This is a genomic window from Pseudoalteromonas aliena, assembly GCF_038155085.1.
GTDB lineage: Bacteria > Pseudomonadota > Gammaproteobacteria > Enterobacterales > Alteromonadaceae > Pseudoalteromonas > Pseudoalteromonas aliena_A.
Window position 1 is genome coordinate 31925 of sequence record NZ_JBAKAU010000004.1, and the last position, 21902, is coordinate 53826.

Genomic DNA, 21902 nt, shown 5'->3' on the forward strand with positions numbered 1-21902 from the left:
GTGCTATTTAAACAATACAGGTATTTAAGACAAATTTCAGCGCTCTAAGCTAATCTCTCTCACATTATGATTGGTTTTAACACGTTATCAGGAAAATAGAATGCGTAGACTCCCTCCAGTATTACTTGAAGATGGTTGTTCAAGAGAACTTTTATCGTTAATTCGAACAGTTTTAGCGGCATGTAAAGAAATTTCGTTTCGCGTTGGTCAAGGCGCGCTTTCTGGCGTATTAGGCTCAACCCTTGATGAAAACATTCAAGGTGAAACTCAAAAAAAGCTCGATGTATTATCTAATCAGCTGTTAAAAGATATTTTACTGGAATCAGGTACGGTTAAAGCAATCGCCTCTGAAGAAGAAGACTACACAGTAGCAGGTAATCCAGACGCTAAATTTATAGTGGCATTTGATCCACTCGATGGCTCGTCAAATACCGACATTAACTCGCTAGTCGGTACTATATTTTCTATTATGGAAGCGCCTGAAGGTTCTGACGCTGCTGATCAAAGCATATTTATGCAGCCAGGCCACAAGCAAGTTGCAGCAGGTTACGTACTTTACGGCCCATCAACTATGCTTGCGCTAACTACAGGTAAAGGCACGCGCATGTTTACTCTTGATAAAACACAAGGCAGCTTTTTACTTACACAAGATTTTGCAAGCATTCCTGCTGATACTAACGAATTTGCTATTAATTCATCTAATCAGCGCCATTGGCAACCAGCTATGCAAAACTACATCAACGATTTACTCGCAGGCGATACTGGCCCTCGCGCTAAAAACTTTAATATGCGCTGGATTGCAGCAATGGTGGGCGATGTGCATCGCGTACTTAGCCGTGGTGGTTTGTTTACTTACCCTACCGATACTAAAGATCCTAAAAAGCCAAATAAATTACGCCTACTTTACGAAGCAAATCCAATGGCTATGTTGGTAGAGCAAGCTGGCGGTATTGCATCAACCGGTACCGAGCGCATTATGGATATTCAGCCTGATGCAATCCACCAGCGCGTAGCCGTTATTTTAGGTTCTAAAAACGAAGTAGAAACATGCTTGGGATATCATAAATAATCGCTTAAAACGATTGCCTTCAATTTAAAAACCGCATTCAATTGAAGTGCGGTTTTTTTGTAGGTGAGGTTTTACACCTCGCTTTTTAACCACCAAAGCCACGTTATATGAGCGCAAAGTAAATTCGCACCTACAGGTTTATGCTCCGTGTTGTCGGTGAGTTTTATACCTTGCTTTTTAAACAAATCAAACTTTTACTAACGCAACTATTTGAGCAAGCTTTTGATGATTAAGCTCTCCCATTTGCTCGCTATTACTGAGCGCATAAATAAAACCTTCGAGCTCAGCACAATCAATATCATCTCGCGATTCAATTACGTTTGCCCAAAGCTCTAAATCATCTACATCTATTTCGTTACTTAAACAGCGCTTAAGTACATCAATTAAAACCTCGGCTGAGAGAGTATAGTGAGCTCTATTGCTATCAGCAGGGCTTGAAACGATAACCGATATAGCTTCGTCCCTTTGCTCACCAAACGTAATAAACTCAGCTAATGCTTTTTGTGTATTCATAATATTTGTTATTCTTGACTCACTGTTACTAAAAAGAATTATAATGACTCAACTTAACTGCACTCAATGCCACAGGACTCTAACGTGTAATGTAGACGATATATCAGCGTGTTGGTGCAATGAGCTGCCAGCTATTTTACCGCTTGATATCACAGCAACAAGTTGTTTATGCCGCAAGTGCACGCTTAATAAAATAAATACTTTTTTAGAGGGTGTTTATACACAGCCAATTAAAACCCAAATAGACTTTGCAAAGCAATTTAGAGGTAACGAGAATTTAATTGAAGGACTCGACTACACCATGCAAAGTGGTTACATGATATTTAGTAAGTGGTTTTTTTTAAAGCGTGGTTCGTGCTGCAAAAATGGTTGTAAAAACTGCCCTTATGGTTTTAAAAAATAAAGTACGTAGTAAATTAAACCACAAAAGCTACGCTTTTAACGTGAGCAAGCTCTATACCCACAACACATCTACTTTTCTCCCGTGGCGATGGGCAATGAATCACTTGCGCCCCACTCACTCCACGAGCCATCATAAACACTTAAATTACTGTAGCCACACTCGGTGGCAAATAACGCTAAAACACACGCCGTAATACCTGAGCCACAGCTAAATTGTAACTGCTGCGCATCATCGACCACATCACCAAGTATCGCTTTAATTTCAGTGAGTGGTTTGGCTTCACCTTTATTAAGTAAATCCATAAAGGGCAACGAGCGACTATTTGGGATATGCCCGCTACGCATACCTTTTCGGGGTTCACTTTCTTCGCCTGTAAATCGTTTATAAGCACGTGCATCTAGCAATACAGTGTTGGGCTCATCTATTGCGTCAAACACTTGTTGGCTATTAATAAAATACTCACAATTATAGCTTGCCGTAAAATCACCTTTATCTAACGATTTGCTATAACCTTGCTGCGTGGCGTAACCGCACTCTAACCACTTTTTAAGGCCTCCACTGAGTACTTTTACATTTTGATGCCCCATAGCCTTTAACATCCACCATGCCCGTGCTGCGCTAAATAAACCGCCATCTTCATATACAACTATAAACGAATCGTTATTTACGCCTGCATTTTGCATAACATGAGTAAATTGCTGCTCACTGCATACAGTACTTGGCAAGGGGTTTGAACTATCGGCCAACTCGTTTTTTATGTCAAAACGTTTAGCATTAGGGAGCATGGCTTGCGGTGAATAAATACCTAAAACGCCTGGATGCAGCATACCAGCATCAAATACTACTAACGAACGGTTATTCAATCGGTTATGTAATTGCTGGCAGGTAATTAGATTCTTCATTATTTATATCCAAGAAATACATAATACTTAAAAACTTCAATGAATTGAGTTAATATTATTAATAAATTTAATTGAGAAAACATATTAATTATGACACGGCCAATAAATAAAAAAATAACTGGCGCCATTTTAGTCATTCAGCCAAAGTTTATCGGTGATGCCATTAATAATATGACTGCTATATCACTATTAAGAAAGCTTTATCCTAACAATAAAATAATTGTACTAGTTAAGCCCCTTTTGGCACCTATATTCGAACGTGACGATCGTTTAAATTTAACGGTGATGGTAGATGAACGTTATGATAAAAAACAAAAAAAATCTATATTTTATCAAGCTAAAAAAATAAAAGAGCACAATGTTCAACTTGCAGTAATTATGAGAAGTGCATTTTCTGAGGCCTTGCTATGCACTTTAGCAAATATCAAATACAAAATTGGCTACAAAAAGAATGGACGCTCTTGGCTACTAAGTCACAAATATAAGCTAAATAATAGTCATCACTACATAAATAGGTATTGCCGCCTAGTAAATGAACCCCACGGCCAACCATTTTCTTCATCTCCTTCAACCTATATTTTTAGCAAAAAGAGTGAGTTAATTAAAGCGAATCACAGCAAACCTGTAATTGCTGTTTATTATGGTGGCTTGGTAAAAAAATGTAGGCATTATCCATCTCCTCAAGCATTTAGATCTTTAGCTCTTATAGATCAAATATCGCCATCTCACTTTATACTTGTCGGAGACAATCAAGAGACATCCGAAAATGCTAAAATATCACAAGACTTAAGCGATAATAATATCGATTTTCAAGATCTAACAGGCAAAACAAATTTAACCGAACTGGTCGACATAATTGCCAGCGTAGATTTATTGATTACCATTGATTCTGGCGCAATGCATATAGCATCTGCAACAAAAACAGCATTTGTTGCCGTAGTTGGTTTAGGCACTTCACCCTGGAGTATTGTGGAACCCAAGTATGAAAATAAAGTATCCCTAGTCGCGAATGGGAATAGACTAAATGATACCGAAATAATCGAAGAAATCACGCCAGAAAAAATAGCTGAAGCGAGCATTTTTTTACTAGAAAAATAAGGCTAAGTTTCTATATTTTCATTTTAAACAGGCTATAGCTGATAGCACTCGATATATTGACCCTAGGGCGTGTTGATCTTTGGTGGGTGAATTTGCAGCAGTATGTTTGGTTTTTAGGCAAGGCGGAGCCTATGTAGTGTGGTTATTCCCCATGAATAGGCGATAATGCAGCATAAATACCAAACATGCGCTGCCCTTTGGGTTCTTTCTAGGGACGATTAACTCTTTGTTGCTCGGTTTTTACTTAGCCCACTAGGTTACAAACCTCGCGCCGCGATTTAATCGCCCCTAGATTGAACAAATTTCAATCCACAAAGATCAACACGCCCTAATGTTTTTTATAATATTCGTGCAGCCAAACTTCTAATAAGTCGGCCTTTAAAGGCCTGCTTAAGTAGTAACCTTGAGCATGGTCGCATTGCATACCTTTTAGCAGTTCTAACGAACTCAGAGTTTCCACCCCTTCGGCTACAACAGAAAACCCTAACTGATGACCTAGTGTAATTGATGACTGTACAATAAATTGGTCTTCCATTGATTCATCCAATTTTAAAATAAAGCATTTATCTAGCTTTAGCTCATCAATGGGTAGCATTTTTAAACGCCCTAGTGATGTTTGCCCTACCCCGTAGTCATCTAACGATATTTTAACGCCAATTGCTTTTAGGTTTTCAAGCGCTTTGATGCCCTTTTCTTCGTTTTCGATCATATCACGCTCAGTAAGCTCTATTGTGATCAACCGAGGGTCTACTTTGTATTTTTTAAGTGTACGCACTAACGCGGAATGAAATCCTGAAAAGGCGATATCTTGTGCCGATACATTAATTGCCGCTTGTATCTCAAGACCTTTTGATTGCCAATCAGCAACTTGTGCAACAACCGTATTAACAACCCACGCTGTTAACTCCACAATGAGCCCTGATTGCTCTGCTAAATCAATGAACAACTCTGGGTTTACCCAACTACCATCTTTTCGCTGCCAGCGGATAAGTGATTCAACTTTATCTATTTTTTGCGTTTTCATGTGTAGTTTTGGCTGATAAGTCATAAACAATTGACCATCATTTTCAGTAATGGCTTGTTTTAACTCATCAAGCATAATTAAACGCTCTAAATGAGCTTCCTCTTCACCACTTTTATAATAATGTATACTCTCTTGAGCGTTTGTAGCACTTTCTACAGCAATTAATACACGGCGCATTAAATCATCACTTGCCATACCTTGCATAGGGTACTGCACAATACCTGCGCTAAAATGTAAGTTAATTTTTAACTTTTGGATCGTATAACAAGCTTGTAACTGTGCCATTAAGCCAACAATACCGCTTTTTTGATCCCGAGCAGCAGCGGTAGGAAACACTGTTAAAAACTCATCCCCCCCAATACGAGCGTGAAAACCACCTAATTCATCTGAAAACTCACTTATTCTACAAGCAACAGCTTTTAAACAATCATCACCTACCCGCGGACCGAGCTTATCATTAATGTGCCGAAGCCCTTTGATATCAATTGCCACTAATGTGTACTCAACCAATTTATCTAGTTCATTATCTAGTATTTCAAGCATCGCAGAACGATTATAAAAGCCAGTTAAAGAGTCGTGGCGGGCTTGGAAGCTAATTTGCTGCTCACGCTCATTTATATCATTACCCATACTATCGAACGCAGCCACTAATGTAGCTATTTCAGTACTTTGCTTTTTATCACTAAACTCAAATCTATAGTTACCTTGTGCAAATTGCTTTGCAATAATAGCAAGCTGAGAAAGTGGTGTAGTTAAATTACTTGCAAATAAACCACTTGTTATAACCCCCACAAATATAGTTAATATAGCTAAAATAGTTAATGTGAATAAGAGCTTTTCAAAATCATTATAACTTTGCGTTAAATCCGCACTTAATAAAATAATAATAGGATGAGTTAACAAGGAGGGCAGCTCTATATCAAGGTTTCTGTAAACTGGATATTCTCCTAAAAAACGTGATGTAGTCGCTGTACTAAAGTAACTAACCGGTTCAAATGGCTCGGGACGATTGACTAAAGAGCTAATAACAACATCATCAGCACTACCAATAAAGCTAACATCCATTCCTGTTAAGCTTTTTAGCTCATTAGCAACGTCATCATCTATTTTAAAGCCAACCAAACTATAAGCAACAGTCCTTGGTGCTCTAACGGGTAATAAAATAACTTGATAAAGAGCATTATTAAGAACCACAAATTTCGATTCTTCTGGCGCACTCAACAACTTTTTCATTAAAGGTTGTAAATTATGAGCAAAGACATCTTCGTTTGTATTAGCTGAGATTAATTTACCCGACAAGTCAATTAGCAACATTAGCTCTGCATCAATACGTTGGCTGTGGTTAAATAGCACGCTACTTATTGTGGCAGCATCACGGGTTGCGACAGCTTGTTTAAAACCAAAATCTGAGGTTAGAACTTTTGCAGCAGTTAGCAATAAGCTTTCTTTTGACTTTAAATATTGCTTATAGACACTTTGTGCAACGCTAATATCCTGGTTTACTTTTTCTTCTTGAAATTTACTCGTAGACCACCAAAAACCAAACAAGCTAACCATAGTGGTCAATAGCACTAAGCCAACACATAAAATGGTTATACGGTTTCGTAAACTATTAGTCATTACCAGCCTTAAAATTTCTGAAAAATATGTTTGTAGGTACTGGTATGGAGATATTTATAACTACCAATAATTTTTTTTGAGAATTTATTATTATGATTTTTATTCTCCAGTGTCACACTTTAAAAGAGATGTCGCATACTAACTTGACACTGTTCATATTTTTACAGCAAGCTAGCAGGGCTTTATCAAGTGCTTAAAGTTAAGTAAAGCTAACTAGCCTCACCACAGAAATAAGTAACGTGTATTAAGCTTGCTCAATTTAATTACATTATTCAAATGTACTAAACCATACTGGCTTTCTATTAATAATAAAATGAGAGCGATAAAAGTAAACTTATTATTTCAATGCCCGCCCAAACGTAACAGAACCTAAATATTAATATAAGGTTAAGTTAATTAAAGACGGGACCTAATTGCAAGAATTATAATCCAGTTATTGAAATATAAATATTACTAACATCCTTTAGTATTACTATTTAATAATAAGTCCATAGTCGGTATCTAAAATAGTAATTACTTCTTGGCGAGGATCTTCTGGGATCACTATATCTTTTCCAACAATTTTGCTTGCTATGTCAACATAGGTATTTGACACTTCAAGCATTACTGATTCTGGTAAAATATAATCTTTAGCTAATTTCTCACGCTCACTCATGCGATCTTTATTTAATAATACGTCGCTCTCTGGCACGTTATTAATAAGTAATTGACGAAAACCTTCTTTAGAATTTTCAACAATTTTACCATCTTTGTAAGCTACTTCATCCCAAATACGTGACGAATCAGGCGTGCCTACTTCATCAATATATATAAGCTGTTGCGCGCCATTTAAATCCTCTACATAACCAAACTCAAATTTAGTATCTACAAAAATTTGGTCAAGCTTCGCTAGTTCATCACTAATTAATTTAAAACCTTCAACTAACAGTTTTTCGTATTTGGTTACATCATCTGCCGATTTAAAGTTAAATACGTCTAAGTTGTTAGTAATATTAGCGCGAGTAATATTTACATCATCAACAGGTGGAATATCAGCAACGCCTTCAATAATACCTTTTGTTGATGGCGTAATTAAAACGTTATCAAGCTTTTGGTTTGCTTTTAAACCTTCTGGTAATTCAATACCACAAAAGTTACGTATGCCTTTAGCGTAGTCACGCCACATGCTACCCGTAATATATTGGCGAGCAATTGCCTCTACTTTTACGGTACTGGCTTTACGTACAATCCACACATACGGATGTGGAATATCAACAATATGATTACCCGCAAGACCTGCTTTATCAAATAACTTAAACCAATGGGCTGCCACTGAGTTTAAAGCTATACCTTTACCCGGTACGCCATTTAAACCATTTTCGCCTTGCCAAATGCAATCAAATGCAGAAATACGGTCTGAAATAACCATAATCGCAAGCTCAGTACCAGTCGGTACTTGGTAGCCTTTATCTTTAATTAATCGAGCGCTGTCTTCATCAGTTAACCAATAAACTGAACGAACTTTACCGCTGTGCACTTCACCTTTGGTACGAATGGGTAAATCATCGTTTACGTCTAAAACTTTATAGCTAGTCATGCTATCTCCGGGGTTAGGGATGCTCAAAGAGCAAAGTATGGTATGGGGTTATATGGGCTGTATAATAATCTAGCCAACCTCAAAGCTCAATCGGATGCTTAAAACAAATAAAGGCATATATTTATAAGCAAGTCGCAATGGGGTAAACTTAATGGGCAAACCAGCCTAAGGAGATAGCTTGAACTACTTAACTGCCACTAAAAATAAAAAATATTTAATGTATATTTCTCAAAATTATTCGTACGCTATTTTGAGGCCTTTGCAGGCGCAAATATTGGCATATGGTGGTGAAGTTCGATGGTTTTTGCAAGGTACTGATGTAAATCCAAGCTTTTTAAAGAACCATGAGGAACAGCTTAATTCGATTGAGGAGATTCATGAATGGTCTCCTGACGCCACTTTTGCTCCAGCTAATTTAATACCTACATTTTTTCCAGGAATAAAAGTAGCTGTTTTTCATGGTTTTGATGCCCACAAAAGAGATACAAATGGAGAAAAAGGTCACTTTGCGATTAGAGGTTGTTTCGACTTATATTGTACGCAAGGCCCTAATACAACAAAGCGGTTTGCAAAATCGGCGCAAAAGCACGGTCATTTTAAGGTAGCTCAAACAGGCTGGCCGACCCTAGACCCATTATTTAGCAAAACAACTGACAACCCTTACAAAAGCGACGATCCCCGACCTACATTATTAATATGTTCTACTTTCTCACATAGACTAACACTTGCGCCTAGACTCTATGAAAAAATTAAAAGCTTTAGTACACAAGGAAAGTGGAGGATATTAGTTCAATTTCACCCAAAGATGCAAACTGAGTGGGTTACTAAATATAAAGCGTTAAGTAATCAAAATTTAACTTTTGTAGAAACTGATAATGTACTCCCATTACTCCAAGTCGCTGATGTAATGCTTTGTGATACCTCATCGGTTATGCAAATGTTTTTAGTACAGCACAAGCCCGTTGTAACTTTTTGCACAAGACAGCCCTTCCCTCACCTTCTTGATGTTACTCAGGCCGATGAAGTAGAAGCAGCCATTGAACACGCGCTTACTAAACCTAGTGATTTAATGCAAAATATTGAAAGCTATTGCCAAGAACTTCATCCGTATACCGATGGTCAATCTAGCCAGCGCGTATTAAATGCAGCAAATGAATTTTTACAAAGTAACGAGAAACTAAAGCCAAAACCACTTAATATAATTAGAAGTTTTAAAATGCGTAAAAAACTTAATTATTGGAAATGGTAGAATAAAGTCATGATCAACCTAAAAAACGTTACTTTTAAGTGGCATAAAAGCGATAGCCTACCCACGCTCAACATAAAAGAGTTAGTTATCGAAAAAGGTGAACATATTTTTTTACACGGTCCTAGTGGCTCAGGTAAATCTACATTATTAGCGATTCTTGCTGGCATTAATAAAGCCACCAGCGGTGAGGTATCAATTTTAAATCAAAACCTCAATACGCTAAGTAATACTACCCGTGATATTTTTAGGGCCGACCACATTGGCTATATTTTTCAAAACTTTAACCTGCTTCCTTATTTAACTCCTATTGAAAATATAACGCTTGGGTGTGAGTTTTCAAAAAGCCGAAAACAAACAATATTAAAGCAATCATCAAATAAAAACTCTGCGTTACAAAAAGAAGCGATACGGTTATTAAATGCTTTAGGACTTACACCGCAGTATCACCATAAAGACGTAGCGACATTAAGTATTGGACAGCAACAGCGCGTTGCTGCCGCTCGCGCATTTATAGGTAGCCCTGAATTAATAATTGCTGATGAGCCCACATCAGCACTCGATACAAATAACCGCGAAAGCTTTATAAAGTTACTGTTTGAGCAGGCAAAGTTATCTGATAGTACGCTGGTGTTTGTGAGCCACGATGAAACACTAAAGCCTTTATTTAACCGATCCATTGACCTTATAAATTTGCAGGAGCAAGTATGATCATCGCCAAACTTGCTTACAAAAGCTTATTAAATCGCCGCGCAAGTGTACTTCTTACATTATTTACTATTGCAATTAGTGTAATGCTACTTTTAAGTATTGAGCGTGTACGAATTGATGCTAAAAGTAGTTTTAGCAATACTATCTCTGGCACTGATTTAGTTGTCGGTGCGCGTACCGGCGACATACAGTTGCTGCTTTTGTCAGTATTTAGAATTGGCCATACTAATAACGGCGTCAGTTGGAAAAGTTATCAATACATAACGAGTCAGCGAGGCGTAAAATGGAGCATACCTATAAGCCTAGGTGACAGCCATAAAGGCCAAGCGGTACTAGGCACAACACTTGATTACTTTAGCCATTATCGCTTTGCAAAAAAACAAAATTTAATCTTTAACAAAGGCCGCCCTTTTGCCGCAATTAACGAAGTGGTGCTAGGTAGCGAAGTAGCAAATAAACTAGGCTACAAACTTAACGACTCTATTGTTATATCGCACGGTATGGGGAATACCAGTTTTCATCATCATGACGATAACCCATTTAAAGTCGTCGGCATTTTAAACCCTACAGGCACACCAGTTGATAAAACGCTGCATATTCCTTTGGCTGCAATTGATTTAATTCACGGTGGTAAAGCTAGCCTTGAGCATGAGCATGAGCATGAGCATGAGCATGAGCATGAGCATGAGCATGACGAACATAACAACCTAGTTGGTCACCCAAAACAAATTACAGCATTTTTAATGGGATTTAATTCGCCTTTGTACACATTACAAATTAGGCGCAATATAAATCAATATAAGCAAGAAGCTTTACTTGGCATTATGCCAACCGTAACACTTAAAGAGCTATGGGAAATGCTCGCCATAGTAGAAAAAGTACTGTTGCTATTCTCAGCTGTTGTCGTGTTAGTAAGCTTACTTGGCATGTTAACAACATTGCTTGCGAACTTGAGTCAACGTCGTCGCGAACTTGCTATATTGCGCTCGGTGGGTGCCCGCCCTTGGCATTTATTTACACTTATAAGTATTGAGTCACTACTGACCACTTTGCTTGGTTGCGTAGTAGGTAGCGCGCTTTATTACTTAGTTATTTTTTCAGCCGGCGGTTACTTACAAAGCCATGCCGGTATAAGCGTAAATATCACAATGCTCTCTTACTATGAACTGGGCTTAATCGGGGTTATTATGGCCTCAGGTTTTATTATTAGCTTAATACCCGCTACTCGCGCTTATTTTTATTCACTCAGCGATGGCATGAGTATAAAAGCATAATTTTTAGGTATTTTATGACATTTTTCAAAACAGCTTTTCAATACATCGCAGCTATTAGCTTATTATTTATAAGTGTAGCGAGTTATGCCAATCCGCCGAAAGAAATTTTTTGGGAAGACTTAATTCCCAAAGGTCATATGCAAATAGACACTCAAGCACAAGCGAATCACGAAGGTAGCGATCAAAACTGGGTGCAACCCGATTTAGATGCTCCAGTGGTAAAAGCGCTTGATGGTCAATCGGTAAGTTTACCCGGCTTTGTTGTACCATTAGAGGGCGATAGCGAAGTCATTACCGAGTTTTTACTCGTCCCTTATTTTGGCGCCTGTATACACGTACCACCACCACCACCAAACCAAATAGTTCATGTAACGATTAAGGGTGGTGTGCCTATAGATAGTCTGTACGACGCAATCGTTGTAACCGGAATAATAAGCACAGAAACATGGTCGGGCGAAATAGCCCAAGTAGGATATAAAATGAAGGCGGTAGGTGTAGCGCCTTTTGAGTTATAATATCCACCAAAAATAAGTAAACACTCACTTGGTACTCAAAGATGGGGCGTAAGCCTCACCGCTATAGGCTATCCAACTTTTATAGCTTATCTAAAACATTTTGTGCTCTACTAACAGAGAACTCTTTATCTTGCTCCACAAATAAACCAGTTACTACAGCGTCATCCACGATCATTGCATAGCGTGTTGAACGTACTCCTCCGAAATCAGCAGTATCCTTATCAAGCCCTAGAGCCTTAGTAAAACTAGCATTACCATCTGCCAGCATCAATATTTCTTGCGCATTTTGAGAGTTCCCCCACGCTTTCATGACAAATGCATCGTTTACGGATACACAATAAATAGCGTCTATACCTTTCGCTTTAATTTTATCAGCTAGAGTAATAAACTCAGGTAAATGAGCATTTGAACACGTAGGTGTGAATGCACCAGGAACAGAAAATAGCACCACTTTCTTACCTTCGAATAGCTCTTTATTAGTGAGGGTTTGCACTCCATCACTGCTTAATTGCATTAATTTTATAGCAGGTAACGTTTGGCCTTGTTTAATCATCATCAGTCCTTAATTTCATTTATATAAATAGGTGATAGCATACAACTTAAGTGCAGTGCAGCATAGCCTAGAAAAGTCCCACTCAGTTTAGTCACAACCCTAGATTTTCTTTTATTGATTTTATTTGCTGCTGTAATTGCTCCCGGATATTATCGACTAGCAAACTAGACTCACTTACCTGCCCTTTCATGTTTTCCATTGACTGGCTAAAATTGCCAAGTAGACTATTTTGTTGTTTAGCTAATTCCATAGCTTCAAAAGCAACATCGTTAGCATTTTGTGCATCAATTGCAACGCCTTCGGAGTTTAACTTCAATTCTTGCGCATTTTGAGTTTGTGACTGCGCACCGTTAGCTAATGCAGTAATTTGGTTAGATACAACTCGCGAGCTATCGGTTAATAACCCAAGTTGATCACTTATATCCATTAATGAACCTAATGTTTGCTTTGCAAGTTGCCTAACTTCATCTGCTACAATAGCAAAGCCTCGCCCATGCTCACCCGCTCTAGCGGACTCGATGGCTGCATTTAATGCTAATAAATTTGTTTTCTCAGCAATGTTACTTATTACTTCTATTATTTTATTTACCCCTTCAACACCAGTTAATAGCTCCTTCAAGCTATTCATCCCCTGCTCAACTCGTACTTGCGTATCAGAGCTAGCAATAAGCATGTTATCTGCAAAAACTAAACTGCTTTGCATTGCCGTAAAAGTACGTTGTTCATTGTCTGCCACTTTGGAGTTAATATTATTTACTTGTTCACCAAGAGTTTGAATATCTTCCAATAAATTTTGGTTTTGTTCTACTTGACCGTGAGTAAGTGAAGTTTGCTTACTAATTGCACACAAATGTTCATTCATCTGCAACATAAACTCATTAAGTACTTTTAACATCAGAGCTCGCTCTTCAGCTTCGGCTCGTTGGCGGTCTATTAACTGATTAAAAAATAGCGCTATCTCGCCAACTTCGGTCTTACTACTTTTACTTTCTATTTTTTTAAGTTCATTGCTTTCAATTAAGAATGCAAAACCATCACGTAATTGCCTTAATGGACCTAATACTTGTTTACGTTGCATAAAATAAACACTTATAGCCAATATAACTAATGTACTTATTGCAACGCAAAATCCCCATAACACTTGTTGCTTTAATTTATCTTGTTCAATTTTAAGTCCCTGCTCTGCATTTATTACTGTATTTGAAAGTATATCAATTTGAGCACGTAAATTATTAGATCCCTTTTCCCGCAATTGGCTTTGTTCAAGAGTGCCAATTAGATCACGAGGATATCGATTAGGCCAACTAAAAAGCTCTGACTTAATTTCATCTACTAAATCTTCTTTTTCCTCATCAAAGAAAAGTGCGTCATTATCAACTTCGCTCATTACACCTAAATTAGGTAATGCTTCAATTACTTTAGCTAAACGATTTAAGTTTCCAATACTCTGCTGTAGGCTTTGGTAAGTCCTTTCATCGTATTGAGTTATTAACTGGTAGGTAAACAAAGAAAGGTTTATTACTTCATGATAATAATCACTAGCAAGTGAATAGTAATTCAATACTATTTCATTTTGCTCTGGTGCTTTTTTTGCTTAATTAATTAGTGCAGAGGCAGAACCAGCCATTTGTCTAATCGCGTTATCGAGCAAAGCTGTTTTATTACCGGAAAGCTTACCTAGAGCACGATATTTTCCATTTATATCGGTATTGATATAAGTTAATTGCAACGCAATTTGGGTATGTGATGAAGTCGGTAAGACAGGCAGTTGTTCCTGTTTTATCGTATCAATTAGATTAGAAGCTCGATTTAGATCTTGACCGCCTCCAACCTCTAAGTAACGAGCTAAGTAGCCAGCTAAATCTACTACAATTGTATTTTTTAGCCGACTATAGGCTGTATGCTGTTGCTCTAATTTAATTAGGGTTTGACTTGCCCAAAATAAAGTAGACCCCAACAAGATACTTGCTAAGGCTAATAATACAGCCAACAATCGAGTAAAAGATGACACGCGCATAAATCTAGGTTCCCTTTATGATACGCGCGTAGAGTATTAACTATTCATGACAATTTAATGTAACGAACTACAATAATTGATTCAATTACATGATTGAAATAAAGTACAGGCTATTTACTTTCATAGTCTAATTGATTTAAAAATTCAGAAAACTCATCTCCAAGTACTTTATCGCGAAGACCGTACTCAACGATTGCTTTCAAATATCCAAGTTTATCACCACAATCATGCGCACGACCACTCATATGGAATGCTTCAACTTTATCCTGCTTAATTAAAGCATCAATAGCATCCGTTAACTGTATCTCTCCCCCAGCTCCAACTGAAGTTGTAGCGAGCAAAGGCCAAATATTTTTGCTTAATACATAACGACCAACAACCGCAAGGTTTGAAGGCGCTTCACCTACATCAGGCTTTTCAACCATTGTTTTAATTGCGGCACTATTACCTGGTGTTAGCTGTACACCGTTAATATCAGCAATACCATATTTACTTACGTCTTCTTGTGATACTGGCTCTAGCATGATTTGGCTTGCTTTGGTTTCATTAAAGCGCTTAATCATTGCGGCTAAATTTTCAGTTTTTTGATCAGCAGTATAAGCATCTAAAATAACATCAGGTAATAAAACGGCGAAATCTTCATTGCCAACTATTGGTTTAGCACACAAAATAGCATGTCCCAGCCCTTTAGCTTCACCTTGGCGTACACTCATAATAGTGACATCCGCAGGACAAATAGAGCGAACTTCATCAAGTAGCACTCGTTTTACGCGCTTTTCAAGAGTGGCTTCTAATTCAAAACTGGTATCAAAATGGTTTTCAATCGCATTTTTAGAACTATGTGTTACTAATACAATATCTTTAATGCCAGCAGCAATACATTCATCAACTATATATTGGATTAATGGCTTATCAACCAAAGGTAACATTTCTTTAGGAATAGCCTTCGTCATTGGTAACATCCTGGTACCCAAACCAGCTACAGGGATCACTACTTTCATTTTTATCCTTAAGTTATTTATTTGAAACAATATCAAATTAGCAGTAGGGAAATATATATAAGCTGAATAAGAGCTAAAAGTGGGATAATTTAAAAAACATAAAATATGTGAAAATTAATTTAATGCCCCTTAATTAAGTTGTTTCAGGTAGATTAAAGTTAATATAAACTTGTGAAAGTAAGTAACTCTTTTATTTGTATTGTAGGAAAATTACTTTTCTAACTATTTTAATTATACTAAGCCTCATGTTTAGAGTATCGTATAGATCGAATTAAAGCTTAAAATTTATTATCTCATGAGTAATTTCAAACCCCCTTTTACTACCACATCAAAAATAATTCACTACATTTCAGATATAGCAGAAGCCCTTGGTAAAATATCAGTTTTATATACTAAAGATAATTCTCAGCAAGGCAAAGAGCTAGCAATCCAAAGCGCTTTAGCTGTTGAAAATATTCATTTAACACAATCTCAAATAAGTGCGATTTATCACAATGATAATATTGACTTACCAAAGCAACTTATTGAAAAAGTAATTGTATTTATTAAATTTTATAATCACTTGGTTGATTGGGATAAGGATCAATCTAATGATTTGTTAAATCTACATAAAGAATTAACACCAAAAAATGAAAGTTTTGCTGGGAGTTACCGACTCAATAATATTGCCAATGGTAAAAAGTTACAAATGGCCCCACAGGCTTTACATATTCCAAAAATGATAGACGAGCTTTTAAATTGGTTTGTAAGCTCAACCGAACACCCTTTGATAAAAAGCTCAGTTTTCCATTATGAACTAAAATTTATTCACCCATTTGTTGATAGAAATACTCTTATAGGGTGTATTTGGCAGACTAAAATATTACAGCAATGGAACCCATTATTCACTTTACTCCCAATAGAAAGCATTGTTGCCAATACAAAAGAACAATACTGTGAAGCAATAAATTGCAGTACTAAAACAGGAGATTCCTCCGTGTTTATTGAGTACATACTCAAAAACATTTTAGATGTATCCAAAGACTTGACTCTACAACTACAAGCAGAAGCTCCTGAGCCTCAAGCTCTTCCAAAAAAAGAAAGCGCTGCAGAAACTCTCCAAGTTAAAGCCTTAATAAATGTATTAGAAGAAGCTGGAGAAGCATTAAATCGAAAACAATTACAAGCTAGATTAGCTCTGAAAGATAGGAAGCACTTTAGAGAACGCTACCTAAAACCAGCAATGGATGCCGCACTAATAGAAATGACAATACCTGACAAACCAAATAGCAAACTACAAAAATATCGATTGATTTCATAGGTATATGAAAAATAGAGAGTTAATATTTATGAAAGCTAAATAGTATTTTCTTAAGTATGGTTAGAGGATTTTAGCTTAATGGACTACATAGCTCCCTTATAAAGCATTAAACATAGTATATTTAATGCTTTATAAGACCCTCTGAGATAGCCTAACATCTTCTAAAGATTTTTATATTATGCAATCAGCTCAACAGAGGTAATGTTCCGTAACCTAATAAATTTATAAATCAATTATTTTCAGTAAAATAAAAAACAAAGCATATACTTACTGTAATCATGAGTACTGTCTAAACACCTAAGCATATTGCCCACAAGCAAAGCCACTACTCCACGCATACTGAAAGTTATATCCACCCAGCCAGCCAGTTACATCTGTAACTTCACCTATAAAGTATAAACCTTTGGCTTTTTTGGCCTCAAAGGTTTTAGAACTAAGCTCGTCGGTATCTACACCGCCTAAAGTTACCTCCGCTGTTCGATAGCCTTCTGTTCCATTTGGCTTAATTTTCCAAGCATGAATATAATTTACTAATTCATCTATTTGAGCATGTGTAAGTTGATTAATATTACAATCTGGAATCGCTTTGCTTTCATGCAATATTTCTATAAAGCGCTTTGGTAAAATAGTCGATAGGCTATTTTTTAATGACTTTTGAGAGTGTATTTCTCGCCAATCAGCCAATTGCTGTTTTAAATCGAGTTCAGGGAGCAAGTTTATAGTTACTGCCTGCCCTGCTCGCCAAAATGAGCTTATTTGCAATATAGCAGGTCCCGACAAACCACGGTGAGTAAATAAGATATTTTCTTTAAAGACTGTGCCGTCTTCGCTTGAAACTTCACACGGTATACTAATGCCTGATAGCCCTTCAAAACGTTCTTTATCGTGTTGATGCAAAGTAAATGGCACAAGCGCCGCCATGGTAGGTAATACTTTTAAGCCAAACTGTTCTGCAATTTTATAGCCTATTGGAGTTGCACCTAGCTTTGGCATAGTTAAACCACCGGATGCAATGACAAGCGATTCGCTGCTTAATGTTCCCTGCTCAGTGACAACCTTATAACCTGTTTCCGTTTTTGATACACCCATTACTTCATTGCGTAACTTTATATTTACTCCTGCCCACTCGCACTCAGTTAGTAAAATATCAACAATATCTTGTGCATTGTTATCACAAAAAAGCTGACCTAATGTTTTATGATGATATGCCAAGCCATGCCTATCCACTAACTCAATAAAGTCATGTTGTGTATAGCGACTTAAACATGATTTAACAAAATGAGCATTACCACATAAATAATTATCTGATGTTGCGTTTTCATTTGTAAAATTGCAACGTCCACCGCCACTTATTAAAATTTTACGACCTGTTTTTTTCCCCATATCAAGTACTGTAACGCTTCGGCCACGGTACCCTGCTTGTGCAGCACACATCAAACCTGCAGCTCCCGCTCCTATTACAATTACATCTACTTGGGTCATATATTTATCTCATTAAAAATTTTTCCAATTATAGCAAAGTTTAATCCTGACGACGCAGCATTTACATTATTACCAATAACACAATAAAATTTGCATCTATACCTAATAGTTAGTAATTAGCCATGCATAAAAACAAGCCTTTTTACCTACTTTAATTTTAATTACACCTGCCAAATAGCTAGCAACCCGCTAAAATCCTGAGTTATAACTAAATGAAATAGACAAATAATTAATTAATATTTTAACCTAATTAACATTAACGCTACCTTTGTACCCGAATTGTGATTGACATCATAAAATAATAAATAAACCTAGGGATAATTATGACAACAAGTAAAGTTTTTAAAAAATGCGCAATTGCACTAACTATGAGTACACTTTTAACAGCAATACCGGGCATAGCGCTACCGGCTTCAAGTCTCATGGCTGATACATCGGCTAAACTGCAAAGCCAAGGTGGCTTTGAAACACAGTTCATCATTAAATACAAAGAAAATAGCGAAGTGGCTAGCTTTTCAAATGTAGATACCCATTCATCAAGCATAAAAAAACAAGCTCAAAACTTTGTTACAAATTTTACTTCTAAGAAAAGTAAAATTAAAGCTAGATATATTCGTGCAATGGCACTTAATAACCACCATGTTATGCGCGCAGATAGAAAATTAAGTTTACCTGAGGCACAAGAGTTCATGCAGGAAATGGTTAACTCTGGAAATGTGGAATACATTGAAATTGATCAAATATTAAAACCATTTTCTATTCCTAATGATCCTCGTTTTGATGATCAATGGCACTACTACGAGCAAGCAGGTGGTCTAAACTTGCCTACCGCGTGGGATACAGTTACTGGTAACGGTGTAGTTGTGGCGGTACTTGATACAGGTTACCGTCCACACGCTGATTTAGATGCTAATATTTTACCTGGTTACGATATGATCTCTAACCTATCAGTAGCAAATGATGGTGATGGTCGCGATACCGATGCACGCGATCCTGGCGATGCTGTTGCTACTAACGAATGTGGTACTAATAATGCACAAAATTCCAGCTGGCATGGCACCCATGTTGCCGGCACTGTCGCTGCAGTAACGAATAATGGCGAAGGTGTTGCAGGCGTTGCCTATGATGCAAAAGTGGTTCCTGTACGTGTCCTCGGTAAATGTGGGGGGTTAACATCAGATATAGCTGACGGTATTATTTGGGCATCGGGCGGTAATGTTTCAGGCATACCTACAAATTCAAATCCTGCCGATGTAATTAACATGAGTTTAGGCGGCAGCGGTTCATGTAGCTCTACAACTCAAAACGCAATTAACACAGCACGCAGTAACGGTACCGTTGTAGTCATTGCTGCAGGCAACGATAACGATAATTCTGCAAACTATAACCCAGGCAACTGTGAGGGTGTGGTCAATGTAGCATCTGTGGGTCGTAATGGCGGACGAGCTTATTACTCAAACTATGGCAGTAATATAGATATAGCTGCTCCGGGTGGTGCGCAAAGTTTTGCAAACGACTCTGAGGGGGTTTTATCTACCTATAACTCAGGTTCGTCTTCTCCTTCAAGCGATAGTTATGGCTTTTCACAAGGTACATCGATGGCTGCACCTCATGTTGCAGGTGTAGCTGCTCTTATAAAACAAGCAAAGCCAAATGCAACACCCGATGAAATCGAAAGCATTTTAAAATCAACCAGTCGCTCTTTTCCTGCTGCGTGTACTAACTGTGGCACAGGCATTGTTGATGCCACAGCAGCAATTATGGCTGCAAGTGACGGAGACTCAAGCACACCTGAAGCAGGTGGTGGCGGCTCAGTAAGTGATGTAAGTGTAACAACGGGAGATTGGAAGCATTATACGTTAAACGTGCCAACGGGTATGAGTATCTTAACAGTCACAACCTCTGGTGGCACTGGTGATGCTGACTTATTCGTTAAATACGGTAGTCAACCAACAACATCTAGCTACGATTGTCGCCCATATAAAAATGGTAATGAAGAAACATGTACATTTAATAATCCACAAGCAGGCACTTGGCATTTAAGTGTTAATGCTTACAGTACTTTTTCTGGTTTAACACTAAGTGCTCAATATCAGCCATAATAACTTCCTCTGATAAAGTAAGGCACTGTAGTGAACTCGCTTTAAATTATGTCATTTAATTTTAAAACAAAAAACCCAGCATTAGCTGGGTTTTTACATTCTGAAAGAAAACTAAAGTTACTTAATTTTAGCTTCTTTGAAAATCACGTGTTTACGAGCCTTAGGATCGAATTTTTTGATTTCCATTTTTTCAGGCATGTTACGCTTGTTTTTGTCGGTAGTGTAAAAGAAACCAGTACCAGCAGTTGAAACTAAACGGATTTTATCGCGCATAATTCAATACCTTAAACTTTTTCGCCGCGAGCACGGATTTCTGTAAGAACCGTGTCGATGCCTTTTTTATCGATAATACGCATACCTTTAGTAGTAGTGCGTAATGTTACAAAACGTTTTTCACTTTCAACCCAGAAACGGTGTGTTTGTAGGTTAGGTAGGAAACGACGTCTAGTCGCGTTTCTCGCGTGTGAACGGTGATTACCAACCGCTGGACGCTTACCTGTAACTTGACATACTTTAGACATGTCTATATATCTCCAATAACTTCGCTCGAGCTTAATTTAATCTAAGGCCGTGTATTTCCACCCTAGAGATAAATCGAAGGGCGCTCTTTATACAGCTTTTACAGGCAAAGATCAAACACTGATCTATCCAATCAGCTCATATATGTAAATTTGATAGCGGCTAATTATAAAGATCGAATGCCCTTAGGGAAAGTAAAAACTGCATTTAAATTAAACTAATTTACTAAAACCCTCTAAACAGCTCATTTTTAGTACACTTATTAGCTAAGTAATATTAAATAAGACCTCGCTCAGCAAATGAAACACACGTTTCACCACCAACAATGATGTGATCTAGCACATTTATGTCAACCAATTGCAGCGCTTGTTGTAATTTATTTGTTATAAGTTTGTCTGCTTGGCTAGGTTCGGCAATACCACTTGGATGATTATGAGCTAAAATAACTGCTGCGGCATTATTTTTAAGTGCAGCCTTAACCACTTCTCTAGGGTACACGCTAGCGGAGTTAATTGTGCCATAAAAAAGAACTTCATCTCTTACTAACCGGTTTTGGCTATCAAGATACAACACCATAAATACTTCTTGCTGCAAACCACGCATTTGAATGGTCAGATAGTCGTAGACTGAATTTGGAGAATTAAATACAGCTTCTCGTTGACATCGCTCCTGCATATATCGCTGACTTAATTCTAGCACTGCTTGTAATTGTACATATTTAGCTGTACCAAGTCCTTTTTGAGCACAAAACTCATCTATGCTCGCATTGAATAAGTTATGTAATGTTTTATTTTCGTTAAGCAAGTGCTGGGCAAGTTCTATCGCATTCATACCGGGTAGCCCTGTACGCAAAAATATAGCGAGCAATTCTGCATCGCTCAGTGCTTTTGCCCCTTTTGCAATGAGCTTTTCTCGCGGGCGCATTGAATTGGGTAGAGATGTTAGTTGCATCACTCATCCTTAAAGAGCGAAAATAT

19 protein-coding genes and 1 pseudogene are annotated in these 21902 nt (G+C 37.5%); 9 read left to right on the forward strand and 11 right to left on the reverse strand.

What is annotated here, in order from left to right; translation table 11 throughout:
• Window positions 1–100 precede the first annotated feature (100 nt).
• On the forward strand, window positions 101–1069 hold the full coding sequence (locus V6260_RS05805) for a class 1 fructose-bisphosphatase (RefSeq protein ID WP_341593108.1): 969 nt from the start codon (window positions 101–103) through the stop codon (window positions 1067–1069).
• Window positions 1070–1255: 186 nt separating this feature from the next.
• Here the strand turns inward: V6260_RS05805 and V6260_RS05810 are convergent, their stop codons facing one another.
• A complete protein-coding gene (locus V6260_RS05810) occupies window positions 1256–1582 on the reverse strand; it encodes a hypothetical protein (RefSeq protein WP_341593109.1) in 327 nt (108 codons plus the stop codon).
• Window positions 1583–1625: 43 nt separating this feature from the next.
• Between V6260_RS05810 and V6260_RS05815 the strand changes: the two genes are divergently transcribed.
• On the forward strand, window positions 1626–1985 hold the full coding sequence (locus tag V6260_RS05815; RefSeq protein ID WP_341593110.1) for a DUF5522 domain-containing protein: 360 nt from the start codon (window positions 1626–1628) through the stop codon (window positions 1983–1985).
• Between the two features lie 68 nt (window positions 1986–2053).
• On the opposite strand, the gene V6260_RS05820 is transcribed toward V6260_RS05815, so the two are convergent.
• A complete protein-coding gene (locus tag V6260_RS05820) occupies window positions 2054–2887 on the reverse strand; it encodes a sulfurtransferase (RefSeq protein WP_341593111.1) in 834 nt (277 codons plus the stop codon).
• 90 nt (window positions 2888–2977) lie between these two features.
• On the opposite strand from V6260_RS05820, the gene V6260_RS05825 reads away from it, so the two are divergent.
• Window positions 2978–3985 (forward strand): glycosyltransferase family 9 protein, encoded by a 1008-nt coding sequence (locus tag V6260_RS05825; protein WP_341593112.1) that lies wholly within the window; start codon window positions 2978–2980, stop codon window positions 3983–3985.
• A 328-nt stretch (window positions 3986–4313) separates the two neighbouring features.
• Here the strand turns inward: V6260_RS05825 and V6260_RS05830 are convergent, their stop codons facing one another.
• Window positions 4314–6629: a bifunctional diguanylate cyclase/phosphodiesterase gene (locus V6260_RS05830; RefSeq protein WP_341593113.1), complete on the reverse strand. Its 2316-nt coding sequence runs from the start codon at window positions 6627–6629 to the stop codon at window positions 4314–4316.
• A gap of 472 nt (window positions 6630–7101) precedes the next feature.
• Entirely contained in the window at window positions 7102–8205 is a 1104-nt protein-coding gene (locus tag V6260_RS05835) for a phosphoribosylaminoimidazolesuccinocarboxamide synthase (RefSeq protein WP_341593114.1), read from the reverse strand.
• Window positions 8206–8383: 178 nt separating this feature from the next.
• Between V6260_RS05835 and V6260_RS05840 the strand changes: the two genes are divergently transcribed.
• From V6260_RS05840 to V6260_RS05855, 4 genes are read left to right on the forward strand one after another with little or no spacing between them, the layout of a single operon-like run.
• Entirely contained in the window at window positions 8384–9454 is a 1071-nt protein-coding gene (locus V6260_RS05840; RefSeq protein WP_341593115.1) for a CDP-glycerol glycerophosphotransferase family protein, read from the forward strand.
• Window positions 9455–9463: 9 nt separating this feature from the next.
• On the forward strand, window positions 9464–10162 hold the full coding sequence (locus V6260_RS05845) for an ABC transporter ATP-binding protein (protein WP_341593116.1): 699 nt from the start codon (window positions 9464–9466) through the stop codon (window positions 10160–10162).
• Window positions 10159–11436 (forward strand): ABC transporter permease, encoded by a 1278-nt coding sequence (locus V6260_RS05850; protein WP_341593117.1) that lies wholly within the window; start codon window positions 10159–10161, stop codon window positions 11434–11436. The genes V6260_RS05845 and V6260_RS05850 overlap by 4 nt, the downstream gene beginning before the upstream one ends.
• 14 nt (window positions 11437–11450) lie before the next feature.
• The gene (locus tag V6260_RS05855; protein ID WP_004335523.1) at window positions 11451–11951 is read left to right on the forward strand and encodes a DUF3299 domain-containing protein; all 501 of its coding nucleotides are present in this window, start codon (window positions 11451–11453) and stop codon (window positions 11949–11951) included.
• A gap of 79 nt (window positions 11952–12030) precedes the next feature.
• On the opposite strand, the gene V6260_RS05860 is transcribed toward V6260_RS05855, so the two are convergent.
• The 3 genes and pseudogenes from V6260_RS05860 to galU all read right to left on the reverse strand — a co-directional run bounded on the left by V6260_RS05860 (window position 12031) and on the right by galU (window position 15522).
• Window positions 12031–12504: a peroxiredoxin gene (locus V6260_RS05860; RefSeq protein ID WP_341593250.1), complete on the reverse strand. Its 474-nt coding sequence runs from the start codon at window positions 12502–12504 to the stop codon at window positions 12031–12033.
• Between the two features lie 91 nt (window positions 12505–12595).
• Window positions 12596–14521 (reverse strand): annotated as a pseudogene (locus V6260_RS05865) (methyl-accepting chemotaxis protein).
• Window positions 14522–14631: 110 nt separating this feature from the next.
• Window positions 14632–15522 carry a UTP--glucose-1-phosphate uridylyltransferase GalU gene (galU, locus tag V6260_RS05870; protein WP_341593118.1) on the reverse strand — a complete coding sequence of 297 codons (891 nt, stop codon included), beginning with the start codon at window positions 15520–15522 and terminating at the stop codon, window positions 14632–14634.
• 295 nt (window positions 15523–15817) lie between these two features.
• Here galU and V6260_RS05875 point away from each other — a divergent pair, with 295 nt between their 5' ends.
• Window positions 15818–16822, forward strand: a complete 1005-nt coding sequence (locus V6260_RS05875; protein WP_341593119.1) for a Fic family protein — start codon at window positions 15818–15820, stop codon at window positions 16820–16822.
• Between the two features lie 297 nt (window positions 16823–17119).
• Here V6260_RS05875 and V6260_RS05880 read toward each other — a convergent pair whose 3' ends face one another.
• On the reverse strand, window positions 17120–18304 hold the full coding sequence (locus V6260_RS05880; protein ID WP_341593120.1) for an NAD(P)/FAD-dependent oxidoreductase: 1185 nt from the start codon (window positions 18302–18304) through the stop codon (window positions 17120–17122).
• Window positions 18305–18627: 323 nt separating this feature from the next.
• On the opposite strand from V6260_RS05880, the gene V6260_RS05885 reads away from it, so the two are divergent.
• Window positions 18628–20406 carry a S8 family peptidase gene (locus V6260_RS05885; protein WP_341593121.1) on the forward strand — a complete coding sequence of 593 codons (1779 nt, stop codon included), beginning with the start codon at window positions 18628–18630 and terminating at the stop codon, window positions 20404–20406.
• A 117-nt stretch (window positions 20407–20523) separates the two neighbouring features.
• On the opposite strand, the gene rpmG is transcribed toward V6260_RS05885, so the two are convergent.
• The 3 genes from rpmG to radC form a co-directional block, all read right to left on the reverse strand.
• Entirely contained in the window at window positions 20524–20679 is a 156-nt protein-coding gene (gene rpmG, locus V6260_RS05890) for a 50S ribosomal protein L33 (RefSeq protein WP_004587947.1), read from the reverse strand.
• An 11-nt stretch (window positions 20680–20690) separates the two neighbouring features.
• Complete coding sequence (rpmB, locus tag V6260_RS05895) at window positions 20691–20927, reverse strand: 50S ribosomal protein L28 (RefSeq protein ID WP_016708423.1); 237 nt, start codon at window positions 20925–20927, stop codon at window positions 20691–20693.
• A gap of 274 nt (window positions 20928–21201) precedes the next feature.
• Window positions 21202–21876: a RadC family protein gene (radC, locus tag V6260_RS05900; protein WP_341593122.1), complete on the reverse strand. Its 675-nt coding sequence runs from the start codon at window positions 21874–21876 to the stop codon at window positions 21202–21204.
• Window positions 21877–21902 lie beyond the last annotated feature (26 nt).